At 68.6% G+C, this 21,118-nt stretch carries 18 protein-coding genes and 1 pseudogene; 9 read left to right on the top strand and 10 right to left on the bottom strand.

Features of this window, described 5'->3' with window-relative positions; genetic code table 11:
- Window positions 1-50 precede the first annotated feature (50 nt).
- From DEJ20_RS01795 to DEJ20_RS01775, 5 genes and pseudogenes are all read right to left on the bottom strand, one after another.
- Window positions 51-473, bottom strand: a complete 423-nt coding sequence (locus tag DEJ20_RS01795; RefSeq protein ID WP_111225192.1) for a hypothetical protein — start codon at window positions 471-473, stop codon at window positions 51-53.
- On the bottom strand, window positions 470-2,383 hold the full coding sequence (locus tag DEJ20_RS01790; protein ID WP_111234731.1) for a hypothetical protein: 1,914 nt from the start codon (window positions 2,381-2,383) through the stop codon (window positions 470-472). The genes DEJ20_RS01795 and DEJ20_RS01790 overlap by 4 nt, the downstream gene beginning before the upstream one ends.
- Entirely contained in the window at window positions 2,349-4,151 is a 1,803-nt protein-coding gene (locus tag DEJ20_RS01785) for a hypothetical protein (protein WP_146245362.1), read from the bottom strand. The genes DEJ20_RS01790 and DEJ20_RS01785 overlap by 35 nt, the downstream gene beginning before the upstream one ends.
- Complete coding sequence (locus DEJ20_RS01780; RefSeq protein WP_111234729.1) at window positions 4,148-5,578, bottom strand: site-specific integrase; 1,431 nt, start codon at window positions 5,576-5,578, stop codon at window positions 4,148-4,150. The genes DEJ20_RS01785 and DEJ20_RS01780 overlap by 4 nt, the downstream gene beginning before the upstream one ends.
- 51 nt (window positions 5,579-5,629) lie before the next feature.
- Window positions 5,630-6,088, bottom strand: a pseudogene (locus DEJ20_RS01775) (RtcB family protein); the annotation flags it as partial.
- Window positions 6,089-6,635: 547 nt separating this feature from the next.
- Between DEJ20_RS01775 and DEJ20_RS01770 the strand changes: the two are divergent.
- Both DEJ20_RS01770 and DEJ20_RS01765 read left to right on the top strand, forming a co-directional pair.
- Complete coding sequence (locus DEJ20_RS01770) at window positions 6,636-8,456, top strand: glycoside hydrolase family 15 protein (protein ID WP_111234727.1); 1,821 nt, start codon at window positions 6,636-6,638, stop codon at window positions 8,454-8,456.
- Window positions 8,457-8,502: 46 nt separating this feature from the next.
- Window positions 8,503-9,105, top strand: a complete 603-nt coding sequence (locus tag DEJ20_RS01765; protein ID WP_111234726.1) for a DnaJ family domain-containing protein — start codon at window positions 8,503-8,505, stop codon at window positions 9,103-9,105.
- A 378-nt stretch (window positions 9,106-9,483) separates the two neighbouring features.
- Here DEJ20_RS01765 and DEJ20_RS01760 read toward each other — a convergent pair whose 3' ends face one another.
- Window positions 9,484-10,167: a hypothetical protein gene (locus DEJ20_RS01760; RefSeq protein WP_110865654.1), complete on the bottom strand. Its 684-nt coding sequence runs from the start codon at window positions 10,165-10,167 to the stop codon at window positions 9,484-9,486.
- A gap of 195 nt (window positions 10,168-10,362) precedes the next feature.
- Between DEJ20_RS01760 and DEJ20_RS01755 the strand changes: the two genes are divergently transcribed.
- The 6 genes from DEJ20_RS01755 (at window position 10,363) to DEJ20_RS01730 (ending at window position 15,491) form a co-directional block, all read left to right on the top strand.
- On the top strand, window positions 10,363-12,819 hold the full coding sequence (locus tag DEJ20_RS01755; protein WP_111236132.1) for a phosphoketolase family protein: 2,457 nt from the start codon (window positions 10,363-10,365) through the stop codon (window positions 12,817-12,819).
- Between the two features lie 93 nt (window positions 12,820-12,912).
- Window positions 12,913-13,263 carry a hypothetical protein gene (locus DEJ20_RS01750; protein WP_071404872.1) on the top strand — a complete coding sequence of 117 codons (351 nt, stop codon included), beginning with the start codon at window positions 12,913-12,915 and terminating at the stop codon, window positions 13,261-13,263.
- Entirely contained in the window at window positions 13,244-13,459 is a 216-nt protein-coding gene (locus DEJ20_RS01745; protein WP_071404871.1) for a hypothetical protein, read from the top strand. The genes DEJ20_RS01750 and DEJ20_RS01745 overlap by 20 nt, the downstream gene beginning before the upstream one ends.
- Window positions 13,460-13,492: 33 nt before the next feature.
- Window positions 13,493-14,176 (top strand): fumarylacetoacetate hydrolase family protein, encoded by a 684-nt coding sequence (locus DEJ20_RS01740; protein WP_111236133.1) that lies wholly within the window; start codon window positions 13,493-13,495, stop codon window positions 14,174-14,176.
- Between the two features lie 153 nt (window positions 14,177-14,329).
- Window positions 14,330-15,304 carry a sugar phosphate isomerase/epimerase family protein gene (locus tag DEJ20_RS01735; RefSeq protein ID WP_181431611.1) on the top strand — a complete coding sequence of 325 codons (975 nt, stop codon included), beginning with the start codon at window positions 14,330-14,332 and terminating at the stop codon, window positions 15,302-15,304.
- Between the two features lie 10 nt (window positions 15,305-15,314).
- The gene (locus DEJ20_RS01730) at window positions 15,315-15,491 is read left to right on the top strand and encodes a hypothetical protein (protein WP_155896953.1); all 177 of its coding nucleotides are present in this window, start codon (window positions 15,315-15,317) and stop codon (window positions 15,489-15,491) included.
- Window positions 15,492-15,801: 310 nt separating this feature from the next.
- On the opposite strand, the gene DEJ20_RS01725 is transcribed toward DEJ20_RS01730, so the two are convergent.
- The 3 genes from DEJ20_RS01725 to DEJ20_RS01715 form a co-directional block, all read right to left on the bottom strand.
- Window positions 15,802-15,957: a hypothetical protein gene (locus tag DEJ20_RS01725; RefSeq protein WP_181431612.1), complete on the bottom strand. Its 156-nt coding sequence runs from the start codon at window positions 15,955-15,957 to the stop codon at window positions 15,802-15,804.
- Between the two features lie 158 nt (window positions 15,958-16,115).
- Window positions 16,116-18,650 carry an ATP-dependent DNA ligase gene (locus tag DEJ20_RS01720; RefSeq protein WP_111236135.1) on the bottom strand — a complete coding sequence of 845 codons (2,535 nt, stop codon included), beginning with the start codon at window positions 18,648-18,650 and terminating at the stop codon, window positions 16,116-16,118.
- Window positions 18,647-19,537, bottom strand: a complete 891-nt coding sequence (locus DEJ20_RS01715; RefSeq protein ID WP_111236136.1) for an SDR family oxidoreductase — start codon at window positions 19,535-19,537, stop codon at window positions 18,647-18,649. The genes DEJ20_RS01720 and DEJ20_RS01715 overlap by 4 nt, the downstream gene beginning before the upstream one ends.
- Window positions 19,538-19,672: 135 nt before the next feature.
- On the opposite strand from DEJ20_RS01715, the gene ku reads away from it, so the two are divergent.
- Window positions 19,673-20,698, top strand: a complete 1,026-nt coding sequence (gene ku / locus DEJ20_RS01710) for a non-homologous end joining protein Ku (protein ID WP_111236137.1) — start codon at window positions 19,673-19,675, stop codon at window positions 20,696-20,698.
- Window positions 20,699-20,709: 11 nt separating this feature from the next.
- Here the strand turns inward: ku and DEJ20_RS01705 are convergent, their stop codons facing one another.
- Window positions 20,710-21,111: a hypothetical protein gene (locus tag DEJ20_RS01705; RefSeq protein ID WP_111236138.1), complete on the bottom strand. Its 402-nt coding sequence runs from the start codon at window positions 21,109-21,111 to the stop codon at window positions 20,710-20,712.
- Window positions 21,112-21,118: the final 7 nt, after the last annotated feature.

Raw genomic sequence — 21,118 nt, 5'->3', positions numbered from 1 at the left:
TGTCGAGCTCAGCGCGCCCTTCCGTGAAGACGCGGGCACTTGCGAGGCCGTTAGGACTTGGACGTCCGCCCGAACAGCGGCACCACAGTCGAGCGGTCCCGGCTGAGCTCGCTCACGGCGGCGTCGCTGAGCGCTAGATGGTGCATCGCCTTGTCTCGTTCTCTCTCGGCGAGCTTCCTCTTTTCTCGCTCCTTCTCCAACTTCCGCTTTGCGTCGTCACGCTGGCGCGTCATTTCGGCGAGTTCGCCCGACTTGGGTGGCTCCCACGACGCACGAAGCAGACGCACTAGCTCAATGACCGGCTTGTGGTGCGCGTAGAGGTTTTGGCGAGTGGTGCCTGCGATCTCAGCGACTCGTTCGACGCTTGGGCGCTGCCCGCTCAACATCATGGCGAACGCGGCAGCCGCCGCGCGGAGACTTGTTGGATGCTCGAGGAGGGCCTCGGCGTCGAAGTTGGGCAGTGGGGTACTCACGCGGTGACCAATCCGGGCAGAGCCTCGCGAATCTCTGCTGCTTGCGCGCGCATCTTCTCTCGTCCCAAATCAGGTAGCTTTCGGTCTCGAGCGCCCTCGATGAGGCGGTCATGACTGACTTGGAATCCTTGAATACCAAAGATAGTGGTTGTGTGGTTCAGGCACTCCAACGGGTCACACTGCTCGACGTTCGGCGCACCGATGCCCCCGCAGCGGGCCTGGTCTTCGTCGAAGTCACAGAAGCCGAAGACGGTCATGAACATGGACTCTGCATGCGGACGGAAAAGTTCCCGCAGCCGTCGGGAATCTTCCTCGATGCGCGGATCCGCGAGAGTCTCCGCGCGCACCGATGCGAAAACATCTATCTTCCGGCGTGCATCTTTGCCCGCGGGTAGTGACGGCACCTGGTGAGCCTCGATTGCCCGTTCCCAGACTGCGTATTCGTTTCGAAGGGCGTCAATGACGACCTCTGTTTGTAGACCTCGGACTTCTGCGTACAGTTCTCGTTGGCCAGTCGCGACGGCATCTGGGTCGACACGGAAGTAGCCGGCAGCTGTCTTGGCGTCCATCCACTTGAACTGGTCCATCGCAGAGATCGCGCCGTTCGCACGGCCCGAGATGACGACCGCGAGGTTCCGTCGCAGGGCGCGGTCGTTGGGCTCCACCTCCCCCCGTGTCGGACCCACGCCTGCCCGACTGAGGCGGTCAATGTGTGCTCCGATACGGTCGACCACTCGATCGAATCGCATCGCACTGGGCCCGTTCTGGCGGCGAAGATGCGCGAGGAGCCGCCGGTCGAACAACGGACTCTGTCCGGTGCGCAGGTCCACAGCATCGTCGGAGAGGTTCGTCTGCTGCAGCATGAACTCCATGACGCCCACCGCCTCGGCGACGATCGGTGGGATCAGCCAGTTCTCCCGTCGCGGCTGTTCCCGTTTCTTGATGAGAAAGCTCCGCAGAAGCGCGCGCCGTGCACCACGCAGGGCGATTTCATCAAGAGGCTGACGTCGCGGAATCACCTCGAATTCAGAGGTCCGCATCCCACTCATCGCAACCGTGATGAACGCACATGCTGCGGCGACGTCCCCAATCGCGCGCTGGCGGTCAAGCTTCAGATCGTCAGTAGCGATGAAGTCCATGGGCCCGGAAGATGTCGAAAGGGTCGCTACCTCACGAGGAGGGACGATGCGGGTCCGAGCGTTGCGCCACCTCCCCTTCGAATCAGCTAACGCCTCTGGCGGCTCATCGAGCGTCGCCACACGAACGATTTCCCGCCCCGAACGGACGAGGGCTGAGCATGCCGATATCCATGGCGCGAGGTCCTCGATTAGGAATAGATCGGTCGTGTTTACGCCGTCGTTGTCCGGCAACCCTCCGCCGACCGCGAGGCCTGACATACCTTCCCACGGCTCGATCGACAGCTTGTCAACCTCGGGTGACATCGCCGTCCGGTACGTGGCAAAGAGCTTGAGGGCTCCTGCTCTACGATAGTCCGGCTTGTGGTCCCGTCGGAACGTGTCGAACGCTTCCTCGTCAACTGACGACAGCCCCAAGCCCGCACTCAGGCTCGTGACTGTGATCAGGTCGACGATGAGGTTCGGGAGCGCGCGGTGCAGCGTACTGAGATTTTTACGCCGCAGCCCAAGGAAGGACGGATCAACGTCGGTTCCGAGCGCGGGTCGCGACGCGACCAGGACAAACTCCTTGATGGCGTCTCGTAGCCACGTCGGCACGTCAGTGAAGTCGAAGCTGCTTTTGCTATTCGGACTAGCCGAATCCGGGTGCCGCCGTACGTCCCAGCGATTGTCCTCGTACCGGCCAGGGATCTGCTCGTAGCCGAAGAGATCGGACAGCGTCTTCCCTCGGAATCGGCTCCTACTCGGGGGAGAGAGTGTCAGCGGCATGCTCATCGGCCGTAAGCCTCCTCAAGGGATCGAAGACGTTCTCGCGCGATTTCGAGGTCGCGAATGGCCTCATCAATAGCGTCTTGCGAAAAGACCCCGAGGATTTGGTCAACCCGTGCGGCGACTCCCGCCCAGGTCGAGATGAAAACCTCGGCGACTTGTTCCTCGCGATCATGGTCGATCCGATCAGCGAGCGCGAGGATGATCGGCAAGTGGATTTTGGTGAAGACGGCGTTCGGCAAAGCAGGCACGCGAAAGGGGTCTTGCGGCACAGAGTGCCGCGCTTCTGACCGGGCGCGGCACGCGGGTCGACACAACCCGCGGTACCGGTATCGTCCAGCGCCTCAGTCAAGACTTTGTCGATCGTGGCATTCGAGAGCCCCTCCTCTCGTAGGCGATGTCGAATCTCTTCAGGGCTCTCTGAGTCCGCGATGACATATCCGGTGGCAAGAATGCTCGCGTAATACTCATCTTGCCCCTCTGCAATGATCTCGAGTCGCTCCTCCTTGGAGAGACCGGCACCTCGATAGAAGGTCCAACTCACACGTGCAGAGTGATTCGGGTCGATCGCCCCCCGCACCCCACCCCCGACCACGCGATCGGCCCGAGCAGCCCACGTCTTTCGCATGCGCCGCGTGCTCATGCGCACGGACCCTCCCGAAGGCAGCGAAACCACGCTTGAATCGCCCTCGAGGACGATGGGCCTCGCTGGAATGGCAGTGGCGACCGGGCCTCGGAGCGTCTTGTCGGATTGTTCCGATTGCACCCAAATGAGAAGATGATCGGTTCCCGTGAAGAGCCGCAGGTGCGCCGTAGCTGCAATCCATCGTTCGATCACGCGACCGCCGCTCCACATGCTGACGCCATTACCTTTCCTGCTAACGGCCTTGTCGGCTCGCGATTTGAGGCCCCTGATCCGCGTCAGCGAGGAGTTGTCCGAAGCGCGCTCGACATCTGCGGTGTCCATGCTGATCAGCACGGATGTCTCTGCGCCGAATTCATTGACGATGAGCAGCGCCGCCGCCTGCGCATCCAGAACCGATGGGCTCAAGAGCCGCACAGCCTCGCCGTACTGGCCAGTCAAAGGCCTATCCGGCTCGAGCCCAACGACAAGCAGCCATGCCACCCAATCATGCACCGTCGCCGCATGATCACGCAGAGCTACGATCTGCCGTGCGATTTCAAATGCACGTTGTGTCGAGTTCTCGGACGCGTCCTCATCAAGCATCCGGAAGGCGGACAGTCGTCGAAGGAACAGATCATTCAGGCGACCCTTGCACCAGTCGATGATCGCTTCCAGCTCCTCGGACGTGTAGGGTCGCGATGGTTCCGAGAAGCCATGGAGCGTCAGGCGGTTGAGATAAGCGACGCTTGCATCAGCGTTCGCGGCCTTCGCCGCATCCAGTAGGAGACGCCGCGCTAAAGTGGTCCGCACGGATGCAGGAGAGCTCCTTCCCTCGAACAAAGCAGTGTGCAAAGTGGCTGGAGTCACAGTTTTGATGTCCAGCGGCTGTTCTTCCGGTAACAGGCGCGGCCGCAGCAGCCTCACTGCGTAATCGGCTGCGTCCTGATAGGCGGCGGCGCTTCCGGCTGCTCTTACGCCCCCTCCACGATCTCCCATCACGCCGAGCGCAGCGTCCCGGAGCTGCCTTGCGATAGGAGCCTCTCCGATCTTGTGGAAGTTCAGGAAATACGTACGTCCGTCCTGGAGGATCTCAATCCCGAGCGGCACATCGACGGGTTCTGATCGGATAGCGCTGCGGTGATCCCTCATTCGGGGCCACCTCGAAGAGCCGGATTGTGTTCCGGGTTGGCGGATACGGATGCGAGTAGACTCCAGAAGGCGTCCTCTGTGTACTTCAGAGTCGTTTCAAAGCTCTTATGGCCCATCGAGTCCTGCACTATCCTGAGCGGGTCGCTGCGCTCGACAAGGAGATGCCAGGCCGGCTTTCGCCCGTGTTCCTCTTCAAACTTGCGAGAAAGACTTTCCCGATTCTCGAGCCGGTTCAGGAGCGTGTGGCCGAAGGTGTGCCGGTACGAGTGCACTGTGTAATCCCACCCCTCCTCCGGCCAGAACCTGCGACAGCGCTCCCGAGCGTTGCGCGTTGCGTCGCCGATCACATCTTTGCTGAGCAACGGCGCCCCAGACCTAGTCTTGTGATCAAGCAGCACGAGCGCTGATCCTCCTCCTGGCATCACCAGCCGCGTCCGATCTTCGCGCTCAAGCTTGTTCCAGGGGACAAGCATGACTTTTCCGAGGCCTCCAACGACACCTGCGGCGGTCGAGTCGGTGGCCTGAAGGTCGAGCTCGAGGGGCCTAGACGGCTGCCAGGTTGCCCGCCTCTGAATAAGGCGCCGATCACCTTTGATGTATCGCTGGATCGACACCATCCAGTCAGAAAGGGCGACAACCCTTCGGCTTCGCCCCCGCTTCGCGATCGTCCCCGCAACTCGAACCGGGGTGAAACCGTCAGGATGCGGACTCGGCACCTCGAAGATAGTGGTGAGCAGGAGCTCCTTGTGACGAAGCCCTATGCCGACGCCGAGCCCCATGGCCGCCGCGTTGCGCTGAATCGTGCTGTACCCCTGGAAGTCAGGATCCGGTGCTCCACTCGGGACTTGTCCAAGGAGGCCAACTTGCAGGAATCGATCAAGTTGTGTGGCGAGGATCGGGCGCCCTCCGCCTTCCGTCAAGCGTCCGCCTTGCAGAAACGCGAGCGTCTCGATCGTGCCCTTTCGAGTGCTCTTCTTGATTAACGTGAACGGGAAATCTCGCAACCATCCCGTTGCCACAGCGAACTGGTAGAAGCTGAAGACTGCCGCACGAGTTTTTCCGATCGCCTCGCGGGTGGCACCAACGACCACGGTGTCATCTTCATCGTCGGGATCAGTCCTCGATCTCGCGTACCTCCGAAGCGCTTCGTCTCCGTCCTCAATGACGAACGAACCGAACAAATGCTGGCCGTAGCGCTTTTGGAGGAAGCTTTCGAACCGGGCGATCTCGCGACTGTAGTCATTGAGCGTGGTCACGGTGTACTGACCGAGACAGAAGGATACGTACTGCTGCAGAGGACGGTGCGGGCGCAACTCCTCGTCGAACCACAGAAGAAGGCCGGGCGGGTACTCCGAAGAGCCGCCGCTGGGAAGAGTTACGGCATCCGCCGCGAGCGCAGGGCGCCAGGTCATCGATCTCAGGGCCATCGTCTGCCTCCTAGGCTAGGATTCTAGTTGACAGCGCCCTCTTCCCCGCTAGAAGTGGTTGCCGGACCCGAGCGTGCCGAGCTGGTTGCGCCAGCCGCCGTGCACACCGTCGGGGTCGAACCCGGCGGTCTCGGCCATCGCCTCGAGCTCGGCGATACGGGGTGCGGCGGTCGCCACGATCTTCCGGTTCGACGCTCCGGCCGACAGCGGGATCGCGCGCTCGATCTGCTCGCGCAGCCCCTGCAGGTCGGCGGGCAGGTCGCTCGCGGTGAACTGCGTGCGGACCGCGATCATGCCGCAGCCGATGTCCACGCCGACGGCCGCCGGCATGATCGCGCCGAGGGTCGGGATGACGGACCCGACGGTGGCCCCGAGGCCGAGGTGTGCGTCGGGCATGAGGGCCAGGTGCGGGAACACGAACGGCATGCGCGCGGTCGTACGGGCCTGCTGCTCGGTGTTGTCCTCGAGCATCGAGGCCCAGCTGAGCAATCGGTCGTTGATCTTCTTCATGGAGTCGTCTCGCTTTCGTGACGGTCGAGGTGACGGTCCGAGACGGTCGTACGCCGGGCCTCCTGGTCGTCGCCGGACGTGGCGGACGGAAGGAAGCGGTGCTGACGAACGCCCCGGGCCGGGTGGGCACGGGGCGTCGTGGGACGTCGCGTGCCTACGCGGGATAGCGGAGGGACCACTGCTGCTCGGGCAGCACGGCGGCCGCGGCGAGCTGGAGCTCGACGCGTTCCTCGTTGTGCTGCACGGCGCGCATGCGCGGTCCTTCCGGTGTGCCCGGGGCGGGCGGTCTGCCGATCGGCAGGAGCACGACGCTAGTGCGACACGCCCGGGATGCGCAAGTCGCGCTGGCGTGTCGGCTGGGTGCCGGGGGTTCGCCGGCGGTTGTCCGGGGGTGCTCCGGCGGTTGGTCGGCGGTTGGTCGGCGGTTGGTCGGCGGTTGGTCGGCGGTTGGTCGGCGGTTCTCCACAGGCGGGAGGCCCGGCGTGCGTTCTCCACGAGGGGTACGCCCGCCTGATGGTCGCCACCGGGACCGGGGCAGGCTGGACGCATGACCGAGCGCACGCGAGACACCCCCGACGCGACCGAGAACGAGGAACGGACCAACGGGTACGTCCCGCTCCGTTCGTACGGCGCGATCGGCGACGGGCGGACGGTCGCCCTCATCGCGCTCGACGGCCGGATCGACTGGCTGCCGATCCCGTCGATGGACTCGCCGCCGGTGTTCGCGAGCATCGTCGACGCCGAGCACGGCGGACACGTCGCCCTGCGGCCGGTGGACGACCAGGCGCAGGTGTCCCGCGCCTACCTGCCGGGCACGAACGTGCTCGTGACGACGTGGACGACCCCGTCCGGCACCGCCACCGTGACCGACGCCATGGTCACCGGTGTGGCCGGACGCCTGCCGTGGGCCGAGATCGGCCGCTGCGTGCAGGGGATCGACGGTTCGGTCGAGATGGAGTGGGCGGTCGTGCCCGGCACGATCCTGAACACCGCAGAACCGCGCCGACTCGACACCGCGAACGGCACGGTGATCGGCGTCGACGGCGTGACCATCGCGATCGTCGAGCAGGGCTTCGATCCGGTGCACGACGACGGGCCCCGGTTCTCGGGGCGGTTCTCGACGACCGAGGGCTCGAAGTCGATCCTGACCATCGTCGGCACGTACGACGAGCCGATCTTCCTGCCCGAGCCGGAGCGCACGCTCGAAGGGGTCGACCGCACGATCGAGAACTGGTCGACCTGGTCGAAGGAGTTCAGCTACGACGGCCCCTGGTCGGACGCCGTCCAGCGCAGCGCCCTCGCCCTGAAGCTCCTGATCTTCGCCCCCACCGGCGCCATCGCCGCGGCCCCGACGACGAGCCTGCCCGAGGACCGCACCGGCGGGAAGAACTGGGACTACCGGTTCGCCTGGGTGCGCGACCTGGCGTACACGGTGCACGCGCTCACCCGCTTCGGCCTGCGCGAGGAGACGCACGCCGCCGTGTCGTGGGTGATGCGCACGATCGCCGAGCACGACGAGACGATGCCGATCTTCTACGGACTCGACGGGTCGAAGAGCGACACCGTCGAGGAGCGCGACGTCCCGGGCTGGAACGGCATCGGGCCGGTCACGATCGGCAACCGCGCCGGTGACCAGCTGCAGCTCGGGGTCTGGGGCGACGTGTTCGAGATCATGCGCCAGTACGTCCGAGCCGGCAACGTGCTCGACCGCAAGACGGCCTCGGTGCTGCAGGACCTGGCCGACGACGCGTGCCACCGCTGGGTGGAGCCCGACTCGGGCATGTGGGAGCTGCAGGAGGCGCAGCACTACACGACGAGCAAGATCGGCTGCTGGCAGGCGCTCGACGCGGCAGTCGAGCTGCACGACGCGGGGATGATCGACGGCCCACGCGAGAAGTGGATCGAGAACCGCGAGCTCATCGAGGACTGGGTCGCCGAGAACGGGTGGAACGAGGAGCTCGGCCACTACGTCATGTACCCGGGCACCGACGCGCTCGACTGCTCGATCCTGCTGCACGCGATGTCGGCGTTCGACCGCGGACCGCGCATGGAGTCCACGATCCGGGCGATCGAGGAGCAGCTGCAGCACGGCCCGCTCGTGTACCGGTACTCCGGCATCCAGGACGAGGAGTCCCCCTTCGTGGCGTGCTCGTTCTGGCTCGCCGCCGCGCTCGCGTGCGTCGGACGCATCGACGACGCGAAGCAGCTGATGGACGACATGGTCGCGCAGGCGAACGACGTCGGTCTGTTCAGCGAGATGCTCAGCGCCGTCGACGGGGACTTCATGGGCAACATCCCCCAGGGCCTGTCGCACCTGGCGCTCATCCAGGCCGCGCTGACCATCGAAGAAGTCTCAGCGGAGTCCTGACCGGGCTGGACGGCCCGTCGGGGGCGCGGGGCATCATGGTCTGACGATGAACGACGTCGATGCACGGATGGACCGGCTCCGCAGGGCCGCCCGCTACCGCTACCAGCAGCTCGTCGACCAGGAGATCGAGCGGGGGTCGCTCGATCCCGACGAGGTTCGCTCGGAACGTGAGGATCGTCGGCTGCTCAAGGCCGCCGACGTCGCCGCGCACGCCCGGGCTCAGATCGAGGAGGCCGAGCGACGCGGGGTCTTCGAGGGCAACCCGTACCACGGCAAGCCGCTGCCGGGCCTCGACGGGCAGCACGATCCGGACTGGTGGATCAAGTCGAAGATCGAGCGTGAGGACATCCGGGGCATCGCGCCGCCGGCCCTGGCGCTGCGGACCGAGGACGCCGAACTCGACGACGCCCTCGACGCGCTGTCGCTCGAGTCCGACGTGCGCGACGTCCTGGTGGACTTCAACGCGCGGGTGAAGGAGGCCCGACGGCAGCTGCTCGGCGGGCCGCCGGTGGTGACGCCGATGCGCGACGTCGAGGCTGAGGTGCTCGCCTGGCGGGAGCGCCGCGAGGTGCGCATGGCTTCGGCCGCGCGGGCTGCGGAGCAGGCGCGGCTCGAGGCGAAGCCGCGGCGGTGGTGGCGGCGGCGCTGAGCGGTGGCGCGGTGCGGTCCGGTGCGGTCCGGTGGGGTCCGGGGCGCTCCGGGGGCGGGACTTCGCGCTGAGCGACAGCTCACGCGAACGTGAGCGCGTGAGGTGTCGCCCGGCCCGTGACGACGGCGGCCGCCGGCCCGGCGTCCGCACACGTCCGTCTGTACGCCCGTTCTTTCCCATCGCGCGCGGGTTGGTTCGCAAGAACGGGCGTACCTGGTCGGAAGAACTCACCAGGTACGCCCGGTTCTGCTCGGTATGCCCGGTTCCACCAGGTACGCCCGGTTCCGCTCGGGATGCCCGGTTCTGCCCGGCACACAACGCAAGTCGGCCCGGACCGCGCTGCTGCGTGGTCCGGGCCGATCGTGGTGGTGCGGGGTGTTACTTGATCTGTGCGGTGATGGTGGCGGTGCCGACGAGCAGGCCGCGCTTGACGGCGTCGGTGCCGAAGGTCTTGTTCAGCAGGCCGGCGGCGTCTTCGGAGATGTGGACGGTGGTGCCGGTGAGGATGGCGTTGTCGCCCTCGAGCTGGAGGGGCTTGAGGGAGCCGCCGTGCAGTTCGAACAGGAACGCGTTGGCCGCGGCGACCTTGCCGTTGACGAGGACGTCGCCGTAGAGCTTGGACGAGCCCGGGTTCACGACGAAGTTCTCCAGCGTGACGGTGGTGTCGCCGGCCTTCAGGGTCAGACCCGAGTCGTCGTGGTTCAGCAGGCCCTGCACGTACGGGCGGTAGTTGCCGTCCGGCGACCAGTAGGTGACCGACCCGGCGGTGATCGGGAACGACACCGACCCGTCAGCCAGGGTCGCATCTCCCGAGACGCCGGGGGTGAGCTTCAGGGCGGTGAGGGCGTCGGTGAAGCCGGAGTCGAGCTTCACGGCGGTGGAGCCACCGAGGACCTCGGGGACCGAGGCGACGGGTGCGGGGATCTTCGACTCGGACGACGAGGACACCGTGTGCACGTTCGGGGTCGCGGCCTGGGCGGAGGAGATCCCGAACGCGGCACCGCCGAGGACGAGGGCGCCGGTCGTGGCGAGGGTGATGGAGGTCTTGAGGCTCTTACGCATCGTGATCAGTCCTTTGCTCTGGAGGCGCTCCGGCCGGTGGCCGAATGTGCACTGTGCACATACTGAGTACCGGCCAACTGTGACCGGAGAGCGCCCTGGGCTTTTGCCCTGTGCAAGTGATTCGGCACCCCCGCCCGAACGGTTTGGGACGAGTTTCCTGAGGTGCCGCAACCCGGTGTTTCGTACCGTGTACCCATGGCTCCAGTACACATCTCCACCACCGACCGGCTCCGGGCGGTCGACGCCTGGTGGCGCGCCGCCAACTACCTGACGGTCGGGCAGATCTACCTGCTGGACAACCCGTTGCTCACCAGGCCGATCGAACCCGACGACGTCAAGCCGCGGCTGCTCGGCCACTGGGGCACCTCCCCCGCACTGAACCTCGTGTACGCACACTGCAACGCGCTGATCACGGAGACCGGGCGCGAGTTCCTGTACATCTGCGGCCCGGGGCACGGCGGCCCGGCGATGAACGCGAACGCCTGGCTGGACGGCACGTGGAACGAGCTGTACCAGGACGTCGACCTGCAGCGGTTCTTCCGCCAGTTCTCGTTCCCCGGGGGCATCCCCTCGCACGCCGCCCCGGAGACCCCCGGCTCCATCAACGAGGGCGGTGAGCTCGGCTACTCGCTGTCGCACGCCTACGGTGCGGCGCTCGACAACCCGGACCTCGTCGTCGCGTGCGTGGTCGGTGACGGTGAGGCGGAGACCGGTCCGCTCGCCGGGTCGTGGCAGGCGCACACGTTCCTCGACCCGGTCTCCGACGGTGCCGTGCTGCCGATCCTCAACCTCAACGGCTGGAAGATCGCGAACCCGACCGTCCTGGCCCGCATCCCCGACGAGGACCTCACCGCGTACTTCCGCGGGCTCGGCTACGACCCGATCGTGGTCGACTCCCGCCGCGTCGACGACGACCCGTACGCGGTGCACGCCCTGTTCGACGGTGCCCTGCGACGCGCACTCGCCGGCATCGACGACATCCAGGCCGCTGCCCGCGCTCAGGCCGCCCGCGCCGCCGCGGGGCAGCCCGCCGGTGCCGCGGACCTGCGTCCGCGCTGGCCGATGATCGTGCTGCGCACCCCGAAGGGCTGGACCGGCCCGAAGGAGGTCGACGGCGAACAGGTCGAAGGGACCTTCCGGGCACACCAGGTGCCGCTGCCCGCGGTGCGCGAGGACGACGGCCACCGCGCCCAGCTCGAGGAGTGGATGCGCTCGTACCGCCCCGAGGAGCTCTTCGACGAGGACGGCCACCCGGTCGGCATCATGACCACGATCCGCCCGACCGGTGACGAGCGGATGAGCGCCACCCCGCACGGCAACGGCGGTCGGCTGCGGACCGCGCTCGATCGGCCGCCGCTCGAGCCGTACGCGGTCGAGGCCGGTTCCACGGCATCCGCCACGGGCACGCTCGGCCCCTGGCTCGCCGCACTCATCGAGAAGAACGCCTCGACCTTCCGGCTGTTCGGGCCGGACGAGACGATCTCGAACAAGCTCGACGCCGTCTTCGACGTGACCTCGCGCGTCTGGCGGGCCCAGCGCGCCGCAGGCGACGAGCACCTCGCCGCACGCGGACGGGTCACCGAGGTCCTGTCCGAGCACCTGCTGGAGGGGATGCTCGAGGGGTACGTGCTGTCCGGTCGGCACGGGATGCTCAACACCTACGAGGCGTTCGCCCACATCATCGACTCGATGGTCGGGCAGTACGCCAAGTGGCTGGAGTCGTCGACCGACATCGACTGGCGGGTGCCGGTGTCCAACCTGTCGCTCCTGCTCTCGTCGCACGTCTGGCGACAGGACCACAACGGGTTCTCCCACCAGGACCCCGGGTTCCTCGACGTCGTCGCGTCGAAGCAGCAGGACCTCGTCCGGATCAAGCTGCCGGCCGACGCCAACACGCTGCTCGCCGTCGCCGCGCACGCGATGGAGACCACGGACCGCATCGAGGTGATCGTCGCGGGCAAGCACCCGGAGCCGGTCTTCCTGTCCCTCGACGACGCGGTCGCGCACGCGCAGGCCGGACTCGGCGTGTGGGACTTCGCCGGCACGGAGCAGGCCGTCGGGAAGGTCGACGTCGTGCTCGCCTGCGCCGGTGACGTCCCCACGGTCGAGGCGATCGCCGCCACCGACATCATCCGGAAGCACGCTCCCGGCGTCGGGGTCCGCGTGCTCAACGTCGTCGACCTGCTGGCGCTCGGCGACCCGCGCAAGCACGAGCACCCGATCCCGGACGAGCAGTACGACGCGCTCTTCCTGCCCGGCACGCCCACGGTCTTCGCGTTCCACGGGTACCCGACCCTCGTGCACCAGCTGACGTACCGCCGGAACGGGCACGACGACCTGCACGTGCACGGGTTCCTCGAGCAGGGCACGACGACCTCGCCGTTCGACATGCTCATGCGCAACGAGATGGACCGCTTCGCCCTGGCCCACGACGCCCTGACGCGGGTGGACGCCGAGGCGCACGCCGACCTGCTCACGAAGCTGTCCGAGGCGCGTGACGCCGCACGGACGTTCGCGTACACGAAGGGCGAGGACCACCCGTCCCTCGCGGGCTGGGAGTTCGCGGGCTGGCCGCAGGACGAGCCCGCCAGCGGCGGGACCGGCGGCGACCCGGGTGCGGGCGAGACCGAGGCGGCCGCGCCCGGCAACTGACGCACTCCTCCACAGGCCTGGAGGCCCGGAGCGCCCTCCACAGGACCGGTCACGCCCGCCGCGTGGTCGGTTCCGTGCTGTCAGGGTTCCGGCATGGACATCGGCTGGATCAGCGCGCTCGTGTCGGTCACGAGCGCGTCCGTTGCGCTGGGTGCGCTCGTCGCCTCGGTGCTCGACGGGCGCGCAGGACGGCGAAATGCAGAGTTCTCGGTGCACCGCGACCTGTGGTGGCAGCGTTGGTCGTGGGTCGCCGACCGGGCGACCTCGGACGACGAAGGACAGCGCGCGGCCGCCGGTGTGATGTCGGCTGCGCTGGTGACCCGCAGTTGGACGACCGACGACGACACGTGGACGTCCTCGGCGCTCGCTGACTCCGAGGCAGCGCGAGCGAAAGCCCGGGGACAACAGGAAGGAGTGCTCGCAGATGATCTCGACGCTGACTGATGACGAGTTCAAGCGGTGGCTCGACAACCGAGAGATGACGACACCACGGCTCCTCGCGAGCCCCCACTACGGCCCGCTCATGCGCGCGAAGGGCGCCGAGGCGGAACTCGCGCAGATGCGCATCGAATGGCGCGAACGCCAGGAGCGCGCACGGGCGCGGAAGCTCAAGGACGAGGCGTCCTTCGGTGAGAGCTGAACCGATGCCCTGCGAGCCTGCCACGCTGGGACCGTGACCGAACTCGTCATCCCGGCCCCGAGCCTCCCGACCGTGCCCACGACGACGGGCGCGCGTTTCCCCGTCCGCCGTGTGTTCTGCGTCGGCCGGAACTACGCCGCGCACGCCCGCGAGATGGGCCACGACCCGGACCGCGAGCCGCCGTTCTTCTTCACCAAGCCGGCAGACGCGGTCGTGGTCGACGGCGCCGACACCCCGTACCCGCCGCTGACACAGCAACTGGAGCACGAGGTCGAGCTCGTCGTCGCGATCGGCACCGGCGGCACGGACATCGCGGTCGCCGACGCCCTCGCACACGTCTGGGGGTACGCCGTCGGGATCGACCTCACCCGCCGCGACCTGCAGGCCGAGGCCAAGCGGCTCGGGCGCCCGTGGGACACGGCCAAGGGCTTCGACGCCTCGGCACCGGTCGGGGCGCTCACCCCGGCGGCCGAGGTCGACCCGACCAGCGGGGTGATCGAGCTGACGGTGGACGGGGAACTCCGGCAGTCGGGCGACCTGGCCGACCAGATCTGGTCGGTCGCCGAGACGATCGCGGCCCTGTCACGGTCCGTGGCGCTCGCGCCCGGCGACCTCGTGATGACCGGTACTCCTGACGGTGTCGGCGTGCTGGAACGCGGTGCCGTGCTCGTCGGCACGATCGCCGGCGTCGGCGAGGTCCGGACCCGGATCGTCTGACGCACGTGTCGGCGATGTGTCGACGGGCTGGGAGCGTTCGCAGGCAGCACGGGTAAGTCTTGGGCATCGCCGCGGGTGGGGCCCGCGGTGGACACGGGGCGGCGCATCGCGACGGGGCGAGGCGGACACCTCGGGACTGCCGGAGGTACCACCGTGCTGGAACACGACCTGCTCGCCACGTCCTGGACGTGGGCGGGCGACGAGAGCATCCGTGACCGCGTGCACGCCGTCGGCGCCGCCGGGTTCGCCGGCCTGTCGCTGTCCCTCGACGACCTGCACGAGGTCCGCGCGACGACCGGCTTCGCCGAACTGCGGCGCATGCTCGACGCCGCCGGCATCGTCTGGGTCCAGCTCGGACCACTCGACCGGTGGTGGACGTGCACGAGCCGCACCGAGGACGAGGACGCCGACCGCGGGGTCGTGCTCGAGGCCGCGGCGACGCTGAGCGCCTGGCAGGTGGTGGCGCGCGCCGACACATCGTTGCCCGGAGCCTCCCCCGCGACGATGGCCGACGACTGGGTCGTGCTCGCCGACCAGGCGGAGGCGGTCGGAGCGCAGCTCGTGCTCGAACCGGAACCGTGGTCGAACCTGCCCACGGTCGAGCGGGCCTCCCGTTTCGTCGCCGCCACCGGGCACCCGAACGGCGGCCTGCTCATCGACGCCATGCACGCGCTCCGCGGCGGATCCACCCTCGCGTCGATCCGGCAGGGGGTCGCACCGGGGGTCCTCGCAGCCGTCGAGCTGAGCGACGGACTGCTGCACACCCCGAGCGGGATGACCCTCGCCGAGGAGTCCGGGACGGCACGGTACCTGCCCGGTGCCGGAGCGTGGGACCTGCCCGGCTTCGTGCGGACCGTGCGCGAGCTCGGGTTCGACGAGCCGTGGGGCGTCGAGGTCCGGACCCCGGCGCACCGGGCGATGCCCGTCCGCGATGCGCTCCGGACGGCCGTCGCCGCCACCCGTGCGGTGCTCGACGCCGCTGACGCGTTCGGCGCGCCGGCCGCCCCGGCGATGCCCTCGACACCCGCACCGACTTCTGCGGTGGACTTCGAGCCACCGCACACCGGCCGGCACGACCCGACGCACGGCGCCCGCCGTCGGGACGCCGACACAGGGACGCCCGCGTAGGTTCCTGGGCATGACCGATCAGGCAGCACACGACGACGACCTGCTCCGCCGTTCCCAGGAGTCCATCGACGAGGCCAAGGCCGCCGCGGCCGAAGTGGTCGAGCCGGAAGAGGACGAGCTCATCGAGGAAGACGCTCCCGTGGCCGACCACGCGGTGCCCACCGACGGCCCCGCGCCGGCGGCCTGACCCCGTCCTGCCCCGACAGGATCCCCCGCACCGACGAGATCGCCGGGTGACCATCGAGGTCGCCCGGCGATTCTTCTTGCCGCTCGTGTGACGATCCGGTCACTCGGCACGTCTCACCAGTGGACCCACCGGTTGCGCTTCGGCGAGCCCGGTGCGGGGCCTCGTGGTCGGTCTCCCTGAACGGGCTGGTCACGTGCCTCGGCGACGGTCCGTGCGCTCCCTGATCCAGCGTGCGGGCCGTCGGGTCTGCCGGGCCCGTCGAGCGGTCAGGTGTCCACGCCGTCCCGGTCAGGCATCCGGGCCGTCTCGGTCAGTCGTCGTCCTCGTCGGCGAGGAAGTCCGCGTACCGGACCTCGGTCTCCGTGGCGCCGCCGCTCGGTTCGACGGTCCGTTGCGACAGGTCGTCCCCCGTGATCGCGACGCGTTCTGCGGCCGTGTAGGGCGGCAGGTACTTGCTCGAGTTCATCCTCGGAGCCCCCTTCGTCCCGGCGAACGTAACAGCCGACGACCGATCGTGGCCAGCGGTGCCGGTACTGTCCCCCGCGCAGGCTCCGGACGGGGGACGGATGTTCGCCAGGGGCGGACCCGATGCGCACGCATGCGGGCCCGAAGGCGAAGCCCGGGTCAGGTCTCCCGCACGACGTCGTCCGGGTCCTTGTCCACTCGCCACCCGCGCCAGGACGGCTGCCGGAGCCGTCCGTCGCCGGTCCACTCGGCGAACTCGACCTCGCCGACGCGCTTCGGCGTGACCCAGTGCGCATCCCGCGCGTCAGGTCGTGGGACGTCGACGAACGGCGGGGTCTTCCGTTCCAGCGGTGCGAGGACACCGGCGATCTCGTCGAGGTCTCGGTCACGGAACCCGGTGCCGACCTTGCCGACGTACTCCAGCCCGTCGGGGCCGGGCACCCCGAGCAACAGCGACCCGATCCCACCGGCACGGCGACCGCTGCCCGGCTTCCAGCCGCCGACGACGACTTCCTGCGTGGCGTGGTGCTTGAGCTTCAGCCAGGCCTCGGACCGCCGGCCCTCGGCGTACTTCGACGACCGCTCCTTCGCGACCACGCCCTCGAGTCCCTGCTCGCGCGATGCAGCCAGCACCGCGTCGAGGTCGCCCTGTACCGCCGGCGGCACGTCGATCGCACCGCCGGGGTCCACGACCGTCTCGAGTGCCTGCCGCCGGGCGTCGTAGCCGAGCCGCGTGAGCTCGTGCCCGTCCGCCTCGAGCACGTCGAACAGCAGGAACCGCACGGGCGTCGTCTCCTGCGCGCTCCGGACCTCGCGCGCCTTCGTCAGGCCCATGCGGTTCTGGAGCAGCTGGAACGATGGTCGGCCACGATCGTCGACGGCCACGATCTCACCGTCGAACACGCCGTCCACGCCGGCCCGCTCGCCCAGTTCCTGCAGCTCGGGGTACTGGGCCGTCAGGTCGTTGTCGTTGCGGCTGCGCAGGGTCACCGACCCGTCGCGGACCGTCGCCAACGCCCGCACCCCGTCCCACTTCATCTCGAAGGCCCAGTCCGCCGGATCCAGCCGCGGCTCGCCCTTGGCCAGGGTCGCCTGCATCGTCCGGCGCTCCGACGGCGGGGTCGCGGCGTCCGCGGCCCCGCTGATCCGTCGATGCCCGGCGCGGTGTGCATCGCCGTGCCCGTCCGACGGCCGGTCCGCCCGTCGCGCCACCGCCGGCCCGACAGGGCCGGCGCCGTCCGCCAGCCGTTCGGGTTGCTCCTTCGTGCGGTGGATGAGCCAGTTCTTCTCGTCCCCGCCGCCACGGCCGCGGGTGTGCAACAGCGCGAGGCGGCGAGCGCCGCCGGCCCGACCGTGCAGCGTGACGATGACCTCCTGCCCCTCGCGCCACTTCTCGAGCTCGTAGGTGCCGTCGTCCCAGATCGTGACCGTGCCGCCGCCGTACTCGTCCTTCGGGATCGTGCCCTCGAACGCCCCGTACTCGAGCGGGTGGTCCTCGGTCTGCACGGCCAGGTGGTTCTTGCCCGGGTCGGTCGGCTCGCCCTTCGGCAGGGCCCAGCTCACCAGCACCCCGTCGTGTTCGAGCCGGAAGTCGTAGTGGTCGCGGGTGGCGTGGTGCTCCTGGATGACGAAGGTCGGTGTGCCGTCCTTCCGCACGGTGGGTGCACCCTCGGGCACGGGCTCCGGCGTCTTCGAGGCGTCCCGCTTCGCCCGGTAGGCGGCGAGCCGGTCACGTGCGGGCTGCTCGGCGTCGTTCGCACGCTCGGTCCGGTCGCTGTCCCAGTGACCGTGGTCGTCGCGCCCGACGGCCAGCGAGGCGGAGGCGACCGGGTGCAGGAAGTCCCCACGGGCCTCCAGGCGTTCGAGGACCTCGTCCAACGTGAGCTGCGCGAGCCCGCGTTCCTCGAGCTCCTTCCAGGTGCGGGGTGCCGCGACCGTCGGCCGCTCGCGACCGCGCAGCGAGTACGGGGCGATGGTCGTCTTGTTGCCGTTGTTCTGCGACCAGTCGACGAAGACCTTGCCCTTCCGCTCGGCACGGCTCATCGACGACAGCACCAGGTCCGGCAGGTCGGTCTCGAGGGCCTTGGCCAGCTCGTGGGCGACGTCGGAGACCTGCGCGGTCGTCGCCTTGCCGTCGAGGGCCGCGTACAGGTGGATGCCCTTGGAGCCGGACGTCACCGGGTACGGGTCGAGTCCCATGCCGTGCAGGATCTCGCGTGCGGCCACGGCGACCTCGACGCACTCGGGCAGCCCCACGCCGTCACCCGGGTCGAGGTCGAGGACGAGCCGGTCCGGGTTCTGCTGCGCGCCGCGGGGGCCGAACCGCCACTGCGGGACGTGCAGTTCGAGCGCGGCCTGCTGCGCCATCCACACCAGGGTCGGCAGGTCGTCGACGATCGGGTACTCGTTGTCGTGCTCCGAGTGGTGGATGGTGTGGTGCCGCACCCAGTCGGGGGCCGAGTCGGGCAGGTTCTTCTCGAAGAAGACCTTGCCCTCGACACCGTTGGCCCAGCGCTTCCGGGTCACCGGGCGGTCCTTGACGTGCGGGATCATCCACGGCGCGACCCGCTCGTAGTACTCGATCACCCGACCCTTCGTGGTGCCGGTCTCGGGGTAGAGCACCTTGTCGGTGTTCGTGAGCGCGAGCCGCCGGTCGCCGACGAGGACGACGGTCTTGCGCGAGGCGGGACTCACAGCGCCACCCCGGTCGCTCCCGCCACCGTCAGGGTCGTGCCGGACGTGTACGACGACTCGGGCCCGGCCAGGTAGACGTAGGCGCTGCCGAGCTCGACGGGTTGGGCGGGACGTCCGAACGGGGTGTCCTGGCCGTACGCCGCGATCTCGTCGCCCGGGTAGCTGATCGGCTGCAGGGGCGTCCACACCGGCCCGGGCACCACCGTGTTGGCCCGGATGCCCTTGCTCGCGAGCTGCCGAGCGAGCCCGTTCGTGTAGGTGATGATCGCAGCCTTCGTCGCCGCGTAGTCGATCATGCGGTCCTGCGGCTGGTACGCGGACACCGAGCTGGTCGTGACGATCGAGCTCCCCGGCGCCATGTGCGGGACAGCGGCGCGGACGAGCCAGAACAGCGAGTAGAGGTTGACCTTCATCGTGCGGTCGAAGTCCTCGGTGCTCTGCAGGGTGACGTCCTCGTGCACCTGCTGGTGGCCCGCGACCAGCACGAGCGCGTCCAGGCCACCGAGTTCGCTGACGGCGTCCTGCACCAGGACGTCGCAGAAGGCCTCGTCCGTCAGGTCGCCGGGCAGCAGCACCGCCTTGCGCCCGAGGTCACCGATGACGTCGCGGACCTGCTCGAGGTCCTCGCGTTCCTCGGGCAGGGCGTTCAGGGCGACGTCGGCGCCCTCCTTCGCCATCGCGATCGCCGCGGCGCGCCCGATGCCGGAGTCCGCGCCCGTGACGAGCACCCGGTACCCGCGCATCCGCCCGGTGCCCAGGTAGCTCGTCTCGCCGTGGTCGGGGGCGGGGTCCATCGCACTCGCCAGCCCGGACCCCTGCTGGGTCTGCGCGGGGAACGGCGGACGGGGGAACTGGTCGCGCGGGTCCTGCTTGTCGAGCTGGCTCATGGGCCCATCGTGCTCGCGCCGGCCTCGCGGCGGTCCAGCGAACCGGACATCCGTGGAACGATCTCCCGGACGGCGGACCTGTGGAGGAACCGACGGCTCCGGGCACGCACGCGTGCGGGCGGGCATCATGTGCGCATGAGGTCGATCTGGAAGGGCTCCATCGCGTTCGGGCTCGTCAACGTGCCCATCAAGGTCTACGCGGCCACCGAGACGCACGACGTGTCCCTGCACCAGGTCCACGACGAGGACAAGGGCCGCATCCGGTACAAGCGGGTGTGCGAGTTCGGCCACGAGGTCGAGTACGCGGACATCCAGCGCGCCTACGACGACGGCGACAAGACCGTGGTGCTCACGGCGGACGACTTCAAGCAGCTCCCCGAGGAGCAGTCGCACGAGGTCGAGGTGCTCGAGTTCGTGCCCGTCGAACAGGTCGACCCGATGATGTTCGAGAAGACCTACTACCTCGAGCCCGACTCGCGCTCGCCGAAGGCGTACGTGCTGTTGCGCGAGACCCTAGCGAAGACCGACCGCTTGGCGATCGTGCAGTTCACCCTGCGGCAGAAGACCCGGCTCGGGGTGCTCCGGGTGCACGACGAGGTCATCCTGCTGCAGGGGCTGCTCTGGGGCGACGAGGTCCGCGCCGCCGACTTCAAGACCCTCGACACGACGGTGAAGGTCAGCGCCAACGAGCTGAAGATGTCGTCCTCGCTCGTCGAGAGCATGTCCACCGACTTCGACCCCGACCGCTACACCGACTCCTACCAGGAGGAACTGCAGCAGCTGATCGACGCCAAGCTCGAGGCGGGCGACGACATCGACACCGAGAAGACCTTCGGCGAGCAGCAGGACGACGAGGACGACGACGAGGGCGGTGACGTGCTCGACCTGATGGCCGCCCTGCGTGCGTCCGTCGACAAGAAGCGGACAGGAGGCTCGGGGTCGCGTTCGTCGTCGACCTCACGGTCGTCGTCGGGTTCTGCCTCGGGCACGTCCGGCTCGGGCTCGTCCGGCTCCGGCAGGAAGGCACCGGCGAAGAAGGCGCCCGCCAAGAAGGCTGCCGAGAGCACGACGGAGAAGGCCCCCGCGAAGACGGCGCCGAAGAAGGCACCGGCGAAGAAGGCGCCCGCCAAGAAGCCCGCCGCGAAGAAGCAGGCGAGCTGACCGCTCCCGGGTCAGTCCGCGGTCGACCCGCCGCCCGCCAGGTGCTCGAGCGTGGCGAACACCTCGGCGTACTGCCGGCGGAGCGCTGCCCACCCGGCGCCGGTGTCGATCGACTCCGGGTGCTCGACGGGCACCGCGTACCCGTGCTGTGCCCGCGGGACCGGGTCGCCCGGCAGCCGGAGCTCCCGGGTGAAGGCGCCGCTCGCCGCCTCGAAGGTCAGGGTGGGTGACGCGACGTTCCGGCCCCAGTCCGCGGACGGCCACGACATGAACGCGACGTGCCGCATCCCCTCGGCGGGATCGGTCGCCGAGACGTAGCAGCCGTGGTGGTCCTCACCCGGGGACAGGATCGTGTACGTGCCGTTGTCCCGGCGGCGGCGGTGGTGATGGACATCACCGACACCGTCGGCCATCGAGCTG

The sequence above is a fragment of the Curtobacterium sp. MCSS17_005 genome, assembly GCF_003234225.2.
GTDB classification, from domain to species: Bacteria; Actinomycetota; Actinomycetes; order Actinomycetales; family Microbacteriaceae; genus Curtobacterium; species Curtobacterium flaccumfaciens.
The sequence above is the reverse complement of the archived record's forward strand: the minus strand, read 5'-3'. Positions and strand labels throughout refer to the sequence as shown.